This is a genomic window from Pseudomonas syringae pv. tomato str. DC3000 (assembly GCF_000007805.1).
GTDB lineage: Bacteria > Pseudomonadota > Gammaproteobacteria > Pseudomonadales > Pseudomonadaceae > Aquipseudomonas > Aquipseudomonas avellanae.
Genome location: NC_004578.1, coordinates 2,765,572 through 2,781,362, shown reverse-complemented (window position 1 = coordinate 2,781,362; position 15,791 = coordinate 2,765,572). Strand labels below are relative to the sequence as shown.

At 58.9% G+C, this 15,791-nt stretch carries 16 protein-coding genes; 8 read left to right on the top strand and 8 right to left on the bottom strand.

Going from position 1 to position 15,791, the window contains the following annotated elements:
• The first annotated feature begins 86 nt into the window (after positions 1 to 86).
• Positions 87 to 1,436, top strand: coding sequence for a cation:proton antiporter (locus PSPTO_RS13045; RefSeq protein WP_011104053.1), 1,350 nt, complete (start codon positions 87 to 89; stop codon positions 1,434 to 1,436).
• A gap of 263 nt (positions 1,437 to 1,699) precedes the next feature.
• On the top strand, positions 1,700 to 2,698 hold the full coding sequence (moaA, locus tag PSPTO_RS13040) for a GTP 3',8-cyclase MoaA (RefSeq protein ID WP_011104052.1): 999 nt from the start codon (positions 1,700 to 1,702) through the stop codon (positions 2,696 to 2,698).
• A gap of 26 nt (positions 2,699 to 2,724) precedes the next feature.
• Here the strand turns inward: moaA and PSPTO_RS13035 are convergent, their stop codons facing one another.
• The 7 genes from PSPTO_RS13035 to PSPTO_RS13005 all read right to left on the bottom strand — a co-directional run bounded on the left by PSPTO_RS13035 (position 2,725) and on the right by PSPTO_RS13005 (position 11,602).
• On the bottom strand, positions 2,725 to 3,258 hold the full coding sequence (locus PSPTO_RS13035) for a DUF3833 domain-containing protein (protein WP_011104051.1): 534 nt from the start codon (positions 3,256 to 3,258) through the stop codon (positions 2,725 to 2,727).
• 17 nt (positions 3,259 to 3,275) lie between these two features.
• Complete coding sequence (locus tag PSPTO_RS13030) at positions 3,276 to 3,794, bottom strand: chalcone isomerase family protein (protein WP_011104050.1); 519 nt, start codon at positions 3,792 to 3,794, stop codon at positions 3,276 to 3,278.
• Between the two features lie 221 nt (positions 3,795 to 4,015).
• Positions 4,016 to 4,336, bottom strand: coding sequence for a hypothetical protein (locus tag PSPTO_RS13025; protein WP_005617613.1), 321 nt, complete (start codon positions 4,334 to 4,336; stop codon positions 4,016 to 4,018).
• 705 nt (positions 4,337 to 5,041) lie between these two features.
• Positions 5,042 to 6,958 carry a methyl-accepting chemotaxis protein gene (locus PSPTO_RS13020; protein ID WP_046463596.1) on the bottom strand — a complete coding sequence of 639 codons (1,917 nt, stop codon included), beginning with the start codon at positions 6,956 to 6,958 and terminating at the stop codon, positions 5,042 to 5,044.
• Between the two features lie 304 nt (positions 6,959 to 7,262).
• Complete coding sequence (poxB, locus tag PSPTO_RS13015; protein WP_011104047.1) at positions 7,263 to 8,981, bottom strand: ubiquinone-dependent pyruvate dehydrogenase; 1,719 nt, start codon at positions 8,979 to 8,981, stop codon at positions 7,263 to 7,265.
• A 164-nt stretch (positions 8,982 to 9,145) separates the two neighbouring features.
• Positions 9,146 to 11,035, bottom strand: coding sequence for a penicillin-binding protein 2 (gene mrdA / locus PSPTO_RS13010; RefSeq protein ID WP_007246667.1), 1,890 nt, complete (start codon positions 11,033 to 11,035; stop codon positions 9,146 to 9,148).
• Between the two features lie 138 nt (positions 11,036 to 11,173).
• On the bottom strand, positions 11,174 to 11,602 hold the full coding sequence (locus PSPTO_RS13005; RefSeq protein WP_011104046.1) for a winged helix-turn-helix transcriptional regulator: 429 nt from the start codon (positions 11,600 to 11,602) through the stop codon (positions 11,174 to 11,176).
• Between the two features lie 87 nt (positions 11,603 to 11,689).
• Between PSPTO_RS13005 and PSPTO_RS13000 the strand changes: the two genes are divergently transcribed.
• From PSPTO_RS13000 to PSPTO_RS12990, 3 genes are all read left to right on the top strand, one after another.
• Positions 11,690 to 12,547 (top strand): SDR family oxidoreductase, encoded by an 858-nt coding sequence (locus PSPTO_RS13000; protein WP_011104045.1) that lies wholly within the window; start codon positions 11,690 to 11,692, stop codon positions 12,545 to 12,547.
• A 92-nt stretch (positions 12,548 to 12,639) separates the two neighbouring features.
• Positions 12,640 to 12,948 (top strand): RcnB family protein, encoded by a 309-nt coding sequence (locus tag PSPTO_RS12995; RefSeq protein ID WP_011104044.1) that lies wholly within the window; start codon positions 12,640 to 12,642, stop codon positions 12,946 to 12,948.
• A gap of 111 nt (positions 12,949 to 13,059) precedes the next feature.
• Complete coding sequence (locus PSPTO_RS12990; protein ID WP_011104043.1) at positions 13,060 to 13,893, top strand: AraC family transcriptional regulator; 834 nt, start codon at positions 13,060 to 13,062, stop codon at positions 13,891 to 13,893.
• Between the two features lie 9 nt (positions 13,894 to 13,902).
• Here the strand turns inward: PSPTO_RS12990 and PSPTO_RS12985 are convergent, their stop codons facing one another.
• Positions 13,903 to 14,487 carry a LysE family translocator gene (locus tag PSPTO_RS12985; protein ID WP_010205556.1) on the bottom strand — a complete coding sequence of 195 codons (585 nt, stop codon included), beginning with the start codon at positions 14,485 to 14,487 and terminating at the stop codon, positions 13,903 to 13,905.
• 210 nt (positions 14,488 to 14,697) lie between these two features.
• Here PSPTO_RS12985 and PSPTO_RS12980 point away from each other — a divergent pair, with 210 nt between their 5' ends.
• The 3 genes from PSPTO_RS12980 (at position 14,698) to PSPTO_RS12970 (ending at position 15,790) form a co-directional block, all read left to right on the top strand.
• Positions 14,698 to 15,186 carry a DUF3828 domain-containing protein gene (locus tag PSPTO_RS12980; protein WP_010205558.1) on the top strand — a complete coding sequence of 163 codons (489 nt, stop codon included), beginning with the start codon at positions 14,698 to 14,700 and terminating at the stop codon, positions 15,184 to 15,186.
• 63 nt (positions 15,187 to 15,249) lie between these two features.
• Positions 15,250 to 15,453 carry a hypothetical protein gene (locus tag PSPTO_RS12975; protein ID WP_005617589.1) on the top strand — a complete coding sequence of 68 codons (204 nt, stop codon included), beginning with the start codon at positions 15,250 to 15,252 and terminating at the stop codon, positions 15,451 to 15,453.
• A gap of 136 nt (positions 15,454 to 15,589) precedes the next feature.
• The gene (locus PSPTO_RS12970) at positions 15,590 to 15,790 is read left to right on the top strand and encodes a hypothetical protein (RefSeq protein WP_010205561.1); all 201 of its coding nucleotides are present in this window, start codon (positions 15,590 to 15,592) and stop codon (positions 15,788 to 15,790) included.
• The last annotated feature ends 1 nt before the right edge of the window (position 15,791 follow it).

Below are 15,791 nucleotides of genomic sequence, written 5' to 3'. Positions count from 1 at the left end.
GCAAATTATTTCAACTTATTACTGCATAGGGGAGTCCCACCGTTACGCCCTCTTCTCAAGGCGCATTCAACGATGGTTCTTTCTCTATGAGTTTTATTGTCTGCATGAGCGTGCTGGGCGTGCTGTTGATGCTGCTGGCGCTCACCTCGTCCTATCTGCGCTGGATGCCGGTCACCACCTCGGCGGTGTGCCTGGCCTTCGGCTTCGGTATCGGCCCGCTGGGGCTGGATATCATCAACCTGGACTTCAAGCAATCCCGCGAGTGGCTGGAATGCCTGACCGAAGTCGCGGTGCTGTTTTCGCTGTTCGGGACCGGCATCAAGTTGCGCCTGCCGCTGAACTGCAAAGCCTGGCATTCGGCGTACTGGCTGGCCGGCCCGGTGATGCTGGCGACCATTGCCGGCGTCAGCGTTGCGGCACATTACATTTTCGCTATTGATTGGGGCGTGGCGCTGCTGCTCGGCGCGATGCTGTCGCCGACCGACCCGGTGCTGGCCGGGATGGTGCAGGTCAACAGCGCGCAGGATCAGGACCGCTTGCGCTTTGGCTTGTCCGGCGAAGCGGGTCTCAACGATGGCACAGCATTTCCGTTCGTGATCTTTGCCATGCTTTACCTGAGTTCAGGCGGCGTGACGGGCGACTGGGCGCAGCACTGGTTGCTCAAGGACCTGATCTGGGCGGTTCCGGCCGGGTTGCTGATTGGTTTTGGCATGGGTCGCGGCGTCGGGCACCTGATGATTTTCCTGCGCATCAAAAATGCCGACAGCACCACCTCGCCCAATGACTTTCTGGCACTGGCGCTCATCGCACTGGCCTATGTGGTTGCCGAGGGCTTCGGTGCCTTTGGCTTTCTCTCGGTGTTTGCCGCAGGCTTCGGCTTGCGCCAGGCCGAAATGCGCGTCACCCGCTCCGAGTTGCCTTCGGAGCACGTCGCCCAGCCTGTGCTCGGCCACATGACCGCCGCGTTGGACCAAGGCACCGTTGCCAAGGCCGATGACCTGAGCGATTCGCAACTGGCCGCCGGGGTGATGATGGGCGATATGCTGGCGTTCGGCAGCCTGGTGGAGCGCGCAATGGAAGTGTTGCTGATTACCTTGCTGGGCGCGGCCTTGGCATCTTACTGGGACTGGCGCGCCATCGGCCTTGGGCTGGCGCTGTTCTGCGTTATTCGCCCGGCAAGTGTGTGGCTGCTGGTCAGTCAAAAGTTGCTCAATGCCAGACAAAAGGCGTTGGTGGGCTGGTTCGGCATTCGCGGCATCGGCAGCCTGTATTACCTGTGCTTTGCCCTGTCACATGGCCTGGCCGACGATGTCGGCAACGTCGTGATCGGCATGACGCTGTCGGTGGTGGCGCTGAGTATTCTGCTGCACGGCATCAGTATTCAGCCGCTGCTGGAGCGTTACGAGCGCAGCACAGCGGCCAATCCGGACAAATGAACGCCGCTGAAGCAAAGTGCCATAGAGCAGGTCGATGAGCGTATTGGAACAAGCAATTGGACTGCGACATTTCGACTCGGTTAGCGTGGCGGCATGCTGCGGATACAGGCTGACTGTGCAAACCATGAGGCGTGCAGCTAATATATCGATCAATCGAGGCATTCTGCCAGCCAACTCGAGCAGCGCCAGGCAAAAGAGCTGAACCCTTGTAGCGCGCTGGCCTCCAAACCCCGAACGCAGCTCTCCAACGATTAGAAGGTGAAATGTCAGAACCCGTCCTGATGGACCGCTTTGCACGCAAGGTCGATTATCTGCGCATGTCGGTGACCGACCGGTGCGATTTTCGCTGCGTGTACTGCATGGCCGAAGAGATGACGTTTCTGCCTCGGCAACAGATCCTTTCACTGGAAGAAATCCACCAGGTGGCCGAGCGTTTCGTGGCGCTGGGCACGCGCAAGATTCGCCTCACCGGCGGGGAACCGCTGGTGCGTGCCGGCGTGGTCGGGCTTTGCGAGAAAATCGCCGCCCTGCCTGGCCTGCGCGAACTGTGCATGACTACCAACGGTTCGCAACTGGACAAGCTGGCCGCCCCCCTGTTCAAGGCCGGCGTCACCCGACTGAACATCAGCCTGGACAGCCTGGACCCGCAGCGCTTTCGTGAGCTGACCCGCACGGGTGATCTGCACAAGGTCATTGCCGGGATCGATGCCGCCAACGCAGCGGGCTTCGTGCACACCAAGCTCAACTGCGTGGTCATGCACGGGCGCAATGACCACGAGATCAACGACTTGCTGGCCTTTGCCATCGATCGCAATCTGGATGTCTCGTTCATCGAAGAAATGCCGCTGGGCATCATCAGCGAGCACAGCCGTGCCGAGTCTTTCTATTCAAGCGATCAGGTTCGCGAGCGCATCGCCGAGCGCTACACGCTTATCCCGTCCACCGACTCGACTCAGGGGCCATCGCGCTACTGGCGTCTGGCGCAAGCGCCGGGCATACGCATCGGGTTTATCTCGCCGCACAGCCACAACTTCTGCGGCACCTGCAACCGCGTGCGACTGACCGTCGAAGGTCGGCTGCTGCTGTGCCTGGGCAACGAACATTCGGTGGACTTGAAAGCGGTACTGCGCGCCACCCCCGGCCAGCCGGAGAAACTCGAAAAAGCCATCATCGACGCCATGCAGTTGAAGCCCTGGAGCCACAACTTCACCCATGACGACGGCGTACAGGTGGTGCGTTTCATGAACATGACGGGCGGCTGATCAGCGCGCCCTGCCTGTGCGTCCGGTTATTTGCCGGTCTTGCGAAAGAACAGCGTGATCTGCCCGACTTCAACGCCCAGCTTGGTCATCGATGAACGATTGGCCAGCGTCTGCTCGTCGATCATGTACATCCAGTCGTCCAGGCTGACGTCGTACACGGTGCCGTCCACCGGCAACCTGAGCACATAATTCCAGTGGAAGCTGTTGCCCGCCACCTCGCCATACGCCTCACCGACAACATCGCCCGCCGTACCCTTCCAGCGTCCCGGACCGTCAGGTCGCAAGCGCCATTCGCGAACCTGTTTAGTGCCATCGCTGTAGCTGAACGCCTCGTGCATGACCAGCACTTCGCCTTCACTGTGCCCGTCGATCACCACGGTGAAGCGCTTGGTCACTTCGCCGGAACGCTTCTGGAACATCCCCCAGGCCTCGACGCGCCCGGTAAAGTATTTGCGCAGGTCCAGCTTCGGCGTTTCCTGGCTGTAATGACTCACCGGCACACCACCACAGCCGCTCAGCACAAGGCCCACACACAGCATCAACATCCACTTTTTAAGCATGCGCCCTCCTCGATGGGTCATGAGCCGGTACTGCCGAGCAACTGCTCGCGCAGTTCGGGGTTACGGGTTTTGGGGTCAAGCCAGATAGAAAAGAACGCCTTGGCGAACTGGCTGTCGGGCACCACATGCTGGAGTTTGTCGCCGACATAGAACCGCGCTTCGCGGCCCGGCAGATAAACACCGGTAATCTTCATGCCCGGCTGAACGTCGACAAATGACTGATTCATTTGCTCACGCCATGCCGCCAGTTGCTCGGTAGTCACGCGTGCCCCGGAGATGCGCTTGATTTCATCGATACTGGCATCGACCAGATCTTCCCGGTCGATGTTGCGATGGTAGGTCAGTTCAAGCGCCATCGGGGCATCTGCCACGAAAGGTTTGGCCGGGCTGAGCAGCCTGGCGGTGTACACACGAAAGCCGAACAGGGTCAGCTCGCCGCCACCGACAACCTGGGCATTGGGCAACACCTCACGCCAGTCCGCCGCAGCGCTGCCGCTGAGCAGTATCACCAACCATAACCATCGTGGCGCACGCATCGGCAACCTCTATACAGGCGCTGCCATGACATCAATGGCAGGCAGGGAACGGGAAGCCAGACGCGCTGACTCATGGCCTGAATCTATACCAGCAAAATCACTTTGTGCAACCGGCATGGCGGCGGCCCTTCTCGACGCTGAAAAACGAAAAAACCCGTTCCCGATCAGAGTCGGGAACGGGCCTGAAGATTCAAACTCAGTTCGATTTAAACCCAAATGGCTCAAGCGACCTGATGGGACGGCGCATGACGCCGGGTCTTCTGCCATTCGCCTTGCAGCGCCTGCAGCGTGTTTTCCATGAACGTGCGATCAGCGGCGGCTTTCTTGCCAACATAACCCTGACCGCGACGGAACATCTTCAACGCAGTGCGCATCTGCGGGTGAGCGTCACGGAATTCACTTTCCTGAGTGAATGGCGACATGGCGTCGACATGAACTTCACCCGAATCGGCAATCCATACAATGTGGTTGTCCAGCGTATCCTTGCGCGCGGCAAACAGACGAGCCAGTTCAGCAATAGTCGGTTGTTTGTTGATATTCATGTTGATGCTCCTTCGCTCGTAGGCTGTTCAATAATTGATACATCAAGTTCACATGCCAGACGCTTATCCACACAACACGATTGAGTGTTCTTCGAAGACAGTTCCAGCCCTCAAGGACATGCAGGTAGCCTTGATGAAAAGCCGCTACACAACGGCATCAGTGTAGAGAGAAACAGCGAGAAGACATCACGAAACCCAAAGACCTGGCCCAGGATCATCAATCGATCCATTACAAGCATCATGAGGACATTTCGCCAGCTTCTCGCCCCTATCGACGACAAATGCCAGTTCAGCTCCATCAATCTGCCTTGTGGGCAGCCTACATCCGGGAACATCTCGACGGCTTGCCGAGCCTGTTCAGTACCTCTTTGCAGCGCTCCCGATCAGGGAGACAGCTGCATAATGCAAGGGCAAATGCAGCGCGTCAACGATTATGTAGTGATTATTTTTAGTCACTACATAATCGTATGCGGGGCTGGGGGTTAGGTGAAAAGGTGACTGGAGGGTCACGATCACAGGACGACATTTCGAGACTTTGGCAGTGGATCTGCTCACGAAAAGCCTGATGGAACGTCAAGATCATTCGGCTGAAATGTGGCTTTCGCGAGCAAGCTCACTCCCACCATGATCATTATTTAGTGAACACACAAAAAAGCCTGAAAGCTCACGCTCCCAGGCCTTTGAACATCAAGCAAAACCCTATCGTCAGCTCACCCTGAACCGTCCCACCAACCCCTGCTGCTGCTCCGCCAATCGAGCCAGTTCGCGACTGGTCACGGCGGTCTGCTCGGCACCCGCACTCACTTGAATGACCAGCGAGTTGATGTCGTCGACGTTGCGGTGGATTTCTTCGGCCACCAGGCTTTGTTCTTCGGCGGCCGAAGCAACCTGGATGTTGCGGTCGCTGATGCTGGCGATGCCTTCGGCGATTTCTTCCAGCAGTTCGCCGGCGCGCACTACGCTACTGGCACCCGCCTGCGCTTTACCCAGGGTTTCCTGCATGGACGTAGCGGCGCGTTCGGAGCCGGACTGCAGGTTGGCGATCATGTTCTGAATGCTGACCGTAGACTCCTGCGTTTTTTTCGCAAGGTTGCGCACTTCGTCGGCAACCACAGCGAACCCACGCCCCTGCTCGCCTGCGCGCGCGGCTTCGATGGCTGCGTTGAGTGCCAGCAGGTTGGTCTGGTCGGCGACACCACGAATCACATCGAGCACCGAGGAGATGGCGTTGCTCTCGCCCTTGAGCTCGCCAATGATCTGCGAGGTCTGCTCTGCCTGAAGCGACAGCCCTTGAATCAGGCTGATGGTGTTTTCGATCTCGGCCTTGCCCTGCACCGTGCTGGTGTTGACCCGCTGCGACATCGCGGCAGCGTCGGTGGTGCTGCGTGCAACGTCTTTGACGGTAGCGCTCATCTCGCTGATTGCAGTGGCGACCTGATCAGTGCCCTGGCGTTGTTGCGCCACGTTCTGGCTGGTCTGCAAAGCGACCGATGAAGACTGCTCGGCGGCGGTGGCGACCTGTGCGGTGGCGCTGCCGATTTCGCCGATGACTTCGCTGATCTGTTGCGCCATGTTGTCCAGGTTGCGCGAGATCTCGCCGAACTCGTCCTTGCCGGTGTAACAGGTTCTGGCGGTGAGGTCACGGGTGGATAGCGCAATCAACGTACGGTTGACATCGACAACGGCGATCTTGATGTTGCGGATGATCACCGAGGCCAGCCAAAGCACTGCGATCAGCATCGCGATAACCGTGGCGATCGCTACGTAAAGGCTGCTTTCCGCCGTGCTGCGTGCGTCACTGGCCAGGCCCACAACGGTCTGACCCAGTTCGGCTTCAACCTTGGCCATCAGGTCTATGCGGCTGGTGGACAGGTTGAACCAGTCTTCAGGTTTGATATTGAGCGGATCGCCCAGCGGCGTATCAAAACCCAGGCGTTGCAGGCGCGCCACTTCAAGTGATCCCGGCTGTTGCAGAACATCGTTCAACCTGGTCTTGAAAGCTTCCGGTGACCAGCGTTGAAAGGCTTCGTAGTAACCTGAGAACTCCCCCAGGTTACGGCTGAAGCGCGACAACAGCGCGGCGTCGAATCGATTCTGGTTGAATGCCAGGCCGAGCAATACACGCTCGCGCCCGGCGCGCTCTTTCATGTCGACAAACTGGTTGAGAGAACTCAAGGCACGCAGTATTTGCGGGTCTTCAATACTGGCTTCCAGCGAATAGTTATAGCCGATAAGCGTTTTGATGATATCGGTGAAACGGGTGCCGGACTCGGTATTGTTGATCGCCAGCCCATCCACCTTGAGGCGCAGCGCGATCACGTCATCCAGTGCACGCAGCACGTTGGCCGTGCCTGGAATATCCTGGGTCGATTGCGCCCGCATCTCGCCCATCGCCTTGTCTGTTTCTTGGCGAAAGGTTTTCAGCTTGTCTTGCATGGACTTGCCGCCGCTGCCCAGAAACACGCCACTGGCCCCGCGCTCGCGCTGCAGGGTGGTGACGACATCACTCAATTTCTGTGCTGCGTTGGTGGCGGTGACGGCGAGACTGTTCTCGCCGAACGTCTCGCTTTTGTCGGCCACGAAGATACCTGCAAAGGCCAGAAAGCCCAACAGGGGAAACATTAAAATCAGCAGTAATTTAATACTCAAAGGAGCATTTCTAAGCATTACAGACCTCAGGACTCGCAGACTTTCTATAAAAACGATCTGTGACTTAACGTTCTATATCAATCGACGTTTTTTATAGCCAGAGATGATTCAGTAATTAGCCTGCCGTAGCCTGTATTGCTTCCGTCCAACTGTGTCGGCTGCGATGTGCCAAGCTTTACCCGTTATTTATCTGGATGACTATTACTCAGCAGGACGGTATGAATGCGTTTGATGAGGGACCGATACCTGAGCCCGGCCCCTCATCATTTGTGGTCCATTAACGCAAGTTTGTCTTCGCCAACTCCAGCACTTCACTGCCGCGCCCGCTCATGATCGCGCGCATCATGTACAAGCTGAAGCCTTTGGCTTGAGCCAGTTTGATTTTCGGCGGGATGCCCAGCTCTTGCTTGGCGGTAACAACATCGATCAGCACCGGGCCGGGATGATCGAACGCCTTGCGCAAGGCAGCAGGCAACTCTTCGGCGTTCTCCACGCGTAGGCCGAGAATGCCTGCGCCCAAGGCGATGCCGGCAAAGTTGGTTTCATGCAGGTCGGTGCCGTGGGGCACGTAGCCGCTGGCTTTCATTTCCATGTCGACGAAGCCCAGCGAGCTGTTGTTGAACACCACCATTTTGATCGGCAGATTCAACTGGCGAATGCTCAGCAGGTCGCCCAGCAGCATCGACAGGCCGCCATCGCCGCACAACGCGACCACTTGGCGGTCCGGGTGCTCGGCCTTGGCGCCTAGCGCCTGAGGCAAGGCGTTGGCCATCGAGCCGTGGTTGAACGAGCCCAGCAGGCTGCGCTTGCCGTTCATGTGCAGGTAGCGCGCGGCCCATAGGGTTGGCGTGCCGACATCGACGGTGAAGATTGCGTCGGCGTCGGCCTGTTCATCGACCAAGCGCGTGAGGTATTGCGGGTGAATCGGCGTGCCGTTGGGGGTCGGCGTAGCCAGTTCGTCGAGGTCTTCACGGGCCTTGGCGTAATGCTTGAGGGCTTTGTCGAGGAAACGGCGGTCGGTGTGCGGCTTGAGTTTTGGTTGGAGAGCGTCGAGGGTTTCCCGCACGCCACCGACCAGACCGAGCGCCACAGGCGTGCGCCGGCCCAACTGCGTGGGGTCGAGGTCGATCTGGATGATGTTGGCTTTTTCGGGGTAGAAATTGCGGTACGGAAAGCTGCTGCCGAGGATCACCAGCGTGTCGCAGGACAGCATGGCGTGGTAACCGGAGCTGAAACCGATCAGGCCGGTCATGCCGACATCGAACGGGTTGTCGTATTCGACGTGCTGCTTGCCGCGCAAGGCATGAACAATGGGTGCGCCCAGCGTGTCAGCCAGCGCGAGGATCTGCTCGTGAGCGCCCGCGCAGCCTGCGCCGCACAGCAAGGTTACGGCCTTTGAGTCATTGAGCATGTTGGCCATCGACTGCAAGTCGGTGTCCGCCGGGACGACAACAGGCGGCGTGGCCTCGACCCATTTCGCGGGTACATCAGGTGATTCGCTGAGCGCTACATCACCGGGTAGCACGATCACGGCAACGCCCTTCTGGCTGATCGCCGCACGCATGGCACGCTCCAGCACCCGAGGGAACTGTTCGGGGTTGCTGACCAGTTCAACAAAGTGGCTGCATTCCTTGAAAAGCTCCTGCGGGTGGGTTTCCTGAAAGTAATCGAGGCCGATTTCCGAAGACGGAATATGCGCTGCAATCGCCAGCACCGGCACGCGATTGCGATGGCAATCGTACAGGCCGTTGATCAGGTGCAGATTGCCCGGCCCGCAGCTGCCTGCGCAGACCGCCAGCTTGCCACTGGACGCCGCTTGGGCACCGGCAGCGAAGGCTGCAACTTCTTCGTGGCGGGTGTGCATCCAGTTGATCGAGTCGATGCGCTCCAGGCTGTCGGTCAAACCGTTGAGGCTGTCACCAGACACCCCCCAGATGTGGGAAACACCTGCCGCTGCGAGGGTTTGCGCAAGATGGTCGGCGATGGTCTTGGACATTTGGGGTTCCTTGTCGAGGCAATAAAAGGTTCAGATATACACGCGCAGCGCTCTGCCACGCCTGTTGTGGTCGACCCGATGATTTCTCGACAGTTCAGAAAACCTGAGCCCTGTTCAGGGCTCGGTCAGGCAGCCTGCGCCGCAGACTACGGTTGGCAGACGGCTCAGGCGTGCGGGTTGCCCGTTGCCTTGGCGGGGACTGCATATTGCGGCTTGAGCTTGCCCTCGCTGTCGAGCAGCCAGGCGTCGAGAATTTCCCGAACCACTGGCCCTGCGACACGACCACCCGCCTCGCCGTTCTCGATGGTCACCGACACCACGATTTTCGGATGATCAGCCGGGGCAAAACCGACGAACAAGGCGTTGTCGCGGTTACGCTCCAGCGTCTTCAGACGGTTGTAACGCTCGCCCTGCTTGATCGCGACCACCTGCGCCGTACCGCTCTTGCCGGCGATGCGGTATTGCGCGCCCTTTGCGGCGTCACGGGCGATGCCGCGCGGGTCGTGCATGACCATCTGCATGCCGGTATTGACCTGATTCCATTCGTTGGGGTCGCGCAGCACGATGTTTGGCATCGGGTGCTCATCGACAGGCACCTCGTGGCCCACTTCCATTGCCAGGTGCGGACGGTGCCAGACACCTTTACTGGCGATCAATGAGGTGGCCTGCGCCAGTTGCAACGGCGTGACCTGCATGTAGCCCTGGCCGATACCGAGGATCACGGTTTCGCCGGGGAACCACGCCTGGCGCCGCGTCGCGCGCTTCCACTCGCGGGACGGCATCAGCCCGGCGGACTCCTCGAACATGTCCAGCGAAACCTTCTGGCCGATGCCGAACATGGTCATGTAGTCATGCAGGCGATCAATGCCCAGCTTATGCGCCACGGTGTAGAAGTAGGTGTCGTTGGAGCGCATGATCGCGGTGTCCATGTCCACCCAGCCATCACCACTGTGGTTCCAGTTGCGGTACTTGTGATCGAAGTCCGGCAGCTGGAAATAGCCCGGATCGAAAACCTTGGTCGATGCATTGACCACGCCGCTGTCCAGGCCGGCAATCGCGACTTCAGGCTTGACTGTCGAGCCCGGTGCATAAAGGCCGCGCAGCACCCGGTTGAACAGCGGCCGGTCGATGGAATCGCGCAGCGCGGCGTACTGCTTGAAGCTGATACCGGTGACGAACAGGTTGGGGTCGAAGCTCGGTTTGCTGACCATCGCCAGCACTTCGCCGGTTTCCGGGTCCAGTGCAACCACCGAACCGCGCCGGTCACCCAGCGCGTTTTCCGCCGCAGCCTGCAAGTGCGCATCCAGGCTCAGCGTGATGTTCTTGCCCGGTATCGGATCAGTGTGTTTCAGCACCCGCAACACACGGCCTTGCGCGTTGGTTTCAACTTCTTCGTAGCCTACATGGCCATGCAGTTCGGACTCGTAGAAGCGTTCGATGCCGGTCTTGCCGATGGATTGCGTGCCGCGGTATTCGTTGTCGAGGTGCGACGCCTCTTTTTCGTTGATGCGCCCGACATAGCCAATCGAATGGGCAAAATGATCGCCCAGCGGATAGTGCCGAACGAACTGCGCCGCCACGTCTACGCCCGGCAGCAGGTATTGATTGACCGCCAATATGGCGATCTGCTGTTCGGTCAGTTCATACAGCAGGGTCGCGGGCTCGAACGGGTGGCGAACTTGCTTGAGTTCCTTGTCGAACAGAATCCGGTCCTCGTCGGGCAGTTCCAGCAGGGTCATCAGCTCATCAATCACCTTGTGCCAGTCCCCGGCGCGCTCGCGGGTCAGGGTCAGGTTGAAACTGGGGCGGTTGTCGGCCAGTACCTCGCCGTTACGGTCGAAGATCAAACCGCGCTCGGGCGGGATCGGCAGCACGTGCACCCGGTTGTTTTCAGAGATGGTCGAGTGGTAGTCAAACTCGGTGACTTGCAGAAAGTACATGCGTGCGATCAGGCAGGCAGCCAGCACAGCGACCAGTACCGCACAGGCGATCAGACGCTGGTTGACCAGCCGCGTCTCTTTTTCGTGGTCTTTCAGGGGGATTGGATTGGGCATTTCTACAGCTTCTCGGTGAAGGGCAAACAGCACAAACGAACGTGTAAATGAATATTTCGGCGCGCACCATAGCAAGAAGCGGCTGATTGCAGGCGATTGAGCCGACAATCGCCGGATGAAAAATCTGTCAGAAACGGCTCACGCAGGCGTGGTCTGTGCAGTGTTGGAGGCTTCGCGGGCCTGCATGATGCGTGGCAGATTGGTCTCGATCCAGGTCGCCAGGGTTTCGACCTGCAAGGCGACTTCTTCGCCCATCGGCGTGAGCCGGTACTGCACGTGCGGCGGCACCACGGGCAGCGACTTGCGACTGACGAAACCGTCCTGTTCCAGGTGTTGCAGGGTTTGCGCGAGCATTTTCTCGCTGACCCCGCCGATCTTGCGCCGTACCTCGCTGAAGCGATGCATGCCACCGCGCAAAACCACCAGCACTAGCACGCCCCAACGGCTGCAAACGTGGTTGAGCACAATCCTTGAAGGGCAATCGTTGGCCAGCACTTGCCCCTGACGAACGAACGCCAGCATGGACTCGACCGTTTCAGACTGTGGATGCGAGGCAGACTCACTCATGACACTTACCTTTTTGTACGTACTTACGAAAGGTAAGCATCATGACTATGCTGACGCTTCCTTTCAACCTGATTCAGGAGTCATTCCATGATCGTTGTCACCGGTGCCACTGGCCAGCTTGGCCGTCTCGTCATTGAACAACTGCTGGCGCGTGTCCCTGCCGAGCAGATCGTTGCCGCAGTCCGCAGCCCGGAAAAGGCCACTGACCTTTCGGCAAAAGGCGTTCAGGTTCGTCACGCCGACTATTCGCAGCCTGCAACGCTGGACAGCGCGTTTGCCGGTGCCGACAAGGTGCTGCTGATTTCATCCAGCGAAATAGGCCAGCGCTTTTCTCAGCATAAAGCGGTCATTGATGCGGCCAAGCGCTCCGGGGTCAAACTGCTCGCCTACACCAGCGTTCTGCATGCCGAGGCCTCGACGCTGGGCCTGGCCAAAGAGCATGTCGAAACCGAAGCTTACCTGCGCGCCAGCGGCCTGCCGTTCGCCCTGTTGCGCAATGGCTGGTACACCGAGAACTACACCGCCGGGGTGCCTGGGGCGCTGGCACATGGCGCCGTGATGGGCTGCGCCGATGAGGGCCGTATCAGCTCGGCTTCGCGCCTTGATTACGCTGAAGCTGCGGCGGTGCTGCTGACCTCCGGAGAGGATCAAAGCGGTCGCGTGTACGAACTGGCAGGTGACGAGTCCTACACCCTCGCAGAATTTGCGGCTGAGCTTTCAAAGCAGGCCGGCAAGACCCTGCCCTACGTCAACCTGACGCAAGCCGAGTTTGAAGCGGCATTGATTCAGGCAGGTCTGCCCGATTTTGTCGCCCGCTTGCTGGCCGATTCCGATGCGGCAGCCGCCAAGGGCGCGCTGTTCGATGACAGCCGTCAGTTGAGCAAACTGATCGGCCGCCCTGCCACACCGCTGTCAGCAACCATCGCCGAGGCAGTGCGGGGCTGAGCGATGTAAACCTGATCGAATGATTTCAAACGGTGAAGGTCCCAGTTATGACCAAAGGCATCAAGCCTGAACCAAAGACTGGGAGTCTTCACATGAACAGCAAATCATTGATCGCCTGCATGACCTTGCTCGGCTGCTTCTGCGCCGTCACCCTGCCGGTTCACGCGGCAGAGGCGCCAGAACCGAAAGTGACCGAGTCCAAGGACAACGTTCACGAACTGGAAGTGGGCTCCCGCGTGCCGGAGAAGTACCGCCGAAGCGATCTTGAGGTCAAGGACTGGAAAAGCAAGGGCCTGGAAGCGCCCGCCAAGGAAAGCGAGTGGGTGAAGATCAATGACAAATATGTGCGATTCCAGAAGGTCAATGGCCAGATAATGGATATCGTGCCGGTGAAAAAATAAGGCTCGGATACGCCCTGCATGAGCCTGCCTGGGTGACGCAAAGCATCACACCTGCGTCGCCCTGACTCATCCGTTAAGCTACCCTCGTCACTGCGCAGACGGGAGACCCGCATGAACAGCATCCACCCCGAAAACTCGACCGCGACACCTTTATTCTGGCGCGACGAGCAGTTGCCGTTCATTGAGGCGCGCTCGGTAGAAGACGGCCGGCGGGTCTGTTATGCACCGCATTCACACGAGATCTTTTCCATCGGTGCAATTACCGCCGGGCAAAGCACTTATCTGCACGAAAAGACTGCACAGCGCGTCGCGGCGGGCACTGTGGTGCTGATGAACCCCGGCGATGTGCACGCCTGCAACCCGATCAACGACCAGCCGTGGTCGTACCTGATGCTTTATGTGGACAGCCACTGGCTGAGCGATATTCAGCACGACGCCGGGCTGGATGCTAAATACGGATTTCAGCCCCTGTCGCACACCCGCAGCAATAACCCGGTGCTGTTCGGCGCAGTGACAGCGCTGTACCAGACGCTGATCGATGCCAAGGCCGACACCCTGCAAAAACACTGCGCCGCCGTATCGTTCTTCACGCTGATGCTGGAAACACTGGGCGATGCACCAGCACTTGCCCGCCGACCTTCCCCGCGAGTCACCCGCGCCGCCGACTACATCAACGACAACTTCACCCAGCCTATCAAGCTCGCCGATATCTGTTCAGCAGCCAACCTCTCGGCGTCGTATCTGATTCGCTCGTTCGAGCAGCACTACCACCTGACGCCCCACGCCTACCTGCTCAATCGCCGCATCCAGCACGCACAAACCCAGTTGAAAAGCGGCAAGATGATTGCCGACGTTGCACAGGAAACAGGCTTTGCCGATCAGGCACATCTTCAACGCGAGTTCAAAAAGCACCTGGCTGCAACGCCAGGACAGTATCGGTTGTGATGACCCGCGTCAGATCACCAGATACAGCGCGCAACCGACCAGCAGCAACGCCATGATCCGGTTGAACACGCGCACGCGTGCCGCGCTGCGCAAGTAGTGGCTCAGGAAACTCCCGGCAAAGGCCCAGCAGCCCAGTGACAGGTAGCACACCACGCAATAGATGGCTGCAAACTGCCAGATCAACAAAGCCTCGCCATTGGCGACAAAAACGCCCATGCCTGCGATCGACGCCAGCCAGGCTTTGGGGTTGAGCCACTGCATGATCGCACCCTGCAGCATCGACGGACCGCTGCCCTGCTCGCCCACACTCAATCGCCCGCTATCGGTCGCCAGCCGGAACGCCATGTACAACAGGAACGCCACACCCGCCCATTGAATGATTCGGGTCAGAAAGGGCCATTGCTGCAAGGTTTCGTGCAGGCCGAAGCCGATAAGCAGCAACAGCAGGGTAAAACCCAGCGTTGCACCCAGCACATGGCGCATGCCGGGCCAGAACCCGTAGCGTGCACCGGCACTCAACGCCACGATATTGACCGGCCCCGGCGTGATGGACGACGCCAGCGCAAACGCTGCCATGGAAATCAGCAGACTCATGGAAAACCCCTCGAATACAATCAGAAATGATCGAATCAAGGTAGTGACGGCGACTCGCGGCGTATTGAAGGAAATTACCCTTAATCCGGTTTCAGTCATCCGCCGCGCTCGGCATACCGCCTAAAACCATTGCTTTTTTGTCCGCTTGGCTTACAAATGCAGTGTCGTCAGCCTGTAACCTCACTGCCACCTTCTCTGCGAGCCCGCTCCATGTCCAGAACCGTTGCCATTGCCTTCGCTTGCCTGCTTTCCTCCACGGCCCAGGCTGCCTGCCCTGCTGCGACCCCGGTCGACACCGCGCGCTGGATCTATGAAAAGCATCAGGATTTCTACCTCAATGGCAAAGGTGCGGCCGACTACCTGTCCAAACCTCTGTTGAGCCTGCTCAAGAAGGACTGGGCGTGCCAGAACGGTGATCAGTGTGCGGTCAGCGCCAACCCGTGGACCGACGCGCAGGATGGCGACGTGCAGAAGCCGATCGACTGGAAGCTGGTGTCCAACTCCGATAAACAGGCGGTGGTCGAAATGACCTACAACCTGGGTTACAAAGACGCCCCGCAACAGCCGGTGACCAGCCAGACGACACGCCTGCTGCTGGCTAAAAATGCCAGCAGTTGCTGGGTGCTGGACAACCTGCAAGGGCCGCAAGGTGTCGCGCTGATGCAGACCCTTGAACAATTCCCCTACGAAGGTGATTGATCGTGCTTGAAACAATTCGTCATTCTCGGTATCACAGCTACCTGAACCCGAAGAGCGAGCACCATGAATACCTTTGAGCAATCGATTATTGAGGCTGCGCAGGCCGCCACGCCCAATAACACCGATGCCGAACGCGAAGCCGCAAGAGTTGCCGCCACGCAGGCAGTCGCCGATATCATGGCCAGCCGCAGCGGGCTGGACCGTACGCTGGCGTTGGCTGAACTGCTGGACTCCTACTCAGAGCACGACGAGCAGGATGAGGATTAGCGCGGCGCCTGAAAAATTTATTTAACTCAGGCATTAAAGAAATCTATTCAGATCGCCGACAACTCTCTTGGGTGAGTTCGCTGGAACCGCCCTTTCATTTAGTGCGCTCGGATGCGACCTATCAGGGGAACCATCCGTGCAGATCGAGCAACTTGAAGACATTCAGGCTTACGTCAAGCGCACCGCAGACGACCTTGAACGCGTCTCGGCCAATATGGCCGGGCATCTTCTGTACCTTGAACGCACGTCTCGTCCGCACGAAGCCCAGGAAGTCAATGACCGGATCATGGGCCTGCGTGCCTCAGTGGATGGCCTTCGCGGCGTTTTCGGTCACTGAT

Bases quoted from the DNA above. Each gene is read 5' to 3' on its own strand.
- PSPTO_RS13045 (WP_011104053.1), top strand. From the start codon at position 87: ATGAGTTTTATTGTCTGCATGAGCGTGCTGGGCGTGCTGTTGATGCTG.
- moaA (WP_011104052.1), top strand. From the start codon at position 1,700: ATGTCAGAACCCGTCCTGATGGACCGCTTTGCACGCAAGGTCGATTAT.
- PSPTO_RS13035 (WP_011104051.1), bottom strand. From the start codon at position 3,258: ATGCTTAAAAAGTGGATGTTGATGCTGTGTGTGGGCCTTGTGCTGAGC.
- PSPTO_RS13030 (WP_011104050.1), bottom strand. From the start codon at position 3,794: ATGCGTGCGCCACGATGGTTATGGTTGGTGATACTGCTCAGCGGCAGC.
- PSPTO_RS13025 (WP_005617613.1), bottom strand. From the start codon at position 4,336: ATGAATATCAACAAACAACCGACTATTGCTGAACTGGCTCGTCTGTTT.
- PSPTO_RS13020 (WP_046463596.1), bottom strand. From the start codon at position 6,958: ATGTTTCCCCTGTTGGGCTTTCTGGCCTTTGCAGGTATCTTCGTGGCC.
- poxB (WP_011104047.1), bottom strand. From the start codon at position 8,981: ATGTCCAAGACCATCGCCGACCATCTTGCGCAAACCCTCGCAGCGGCA.
- mrdA (WP_007246667.1), bottom strand. From the start codon at position 11,035: ATGCCCAATCCAATCCCCCTGAAAGACCACGAAAAAGAGACGCGGCTG.
- PSPTO_RS13005 (WP_011104046.1), bottom strand. From the start codon at position 11,602: ATGAGTGAGTCTGCCTCGCATCCACAGTCTGAAACGGTCGAGTCCATG.
- PSPTO_RS13000 (WP_011104045.1), top strand. From the start codon at position 11,690: ATGATCGTTGTCACCGGTGCCACTGGCCAGCTTGGCCGTCTCGTCATT.
- PSPTO_RS12995 (WP_011104044.1), top strand. From the start codon at position 12,640: ATGAACAGCAAATCATTGATCGCCTGCATGACCTTGCTCGGCTGCTTC.
- PSPTO_RS12990 (WP_011104043.1), top strand. From the start codon at position 13,060: ATGAACAGCATCCACCCCGAAAACTCGACCGCGACACCTTTATTCTGG.
- PSPTO_RS12985 (WP_010205556.1), bottom strand. From the start codon at position 14,487: ATGAGTCTGCTGATTTCCATGGCAGCGTTTGCGCTGGCGTCGTCCATC.
- PSPTO_RS12980 (WP_010205558.1), top strand. From the start codon at position 14,698: ATGTCCAGAACCGTTGCCATTGCCTTCGCTTGCCTGCTTTCCTCCACG.
- PSPTO_RS12975 (WP_005617589.1), top strand. From the start codon at position 15,250: ATGAATACCTTTGAGCAATCGATTATTGAGGCTGCGCAGGCCGCCACG.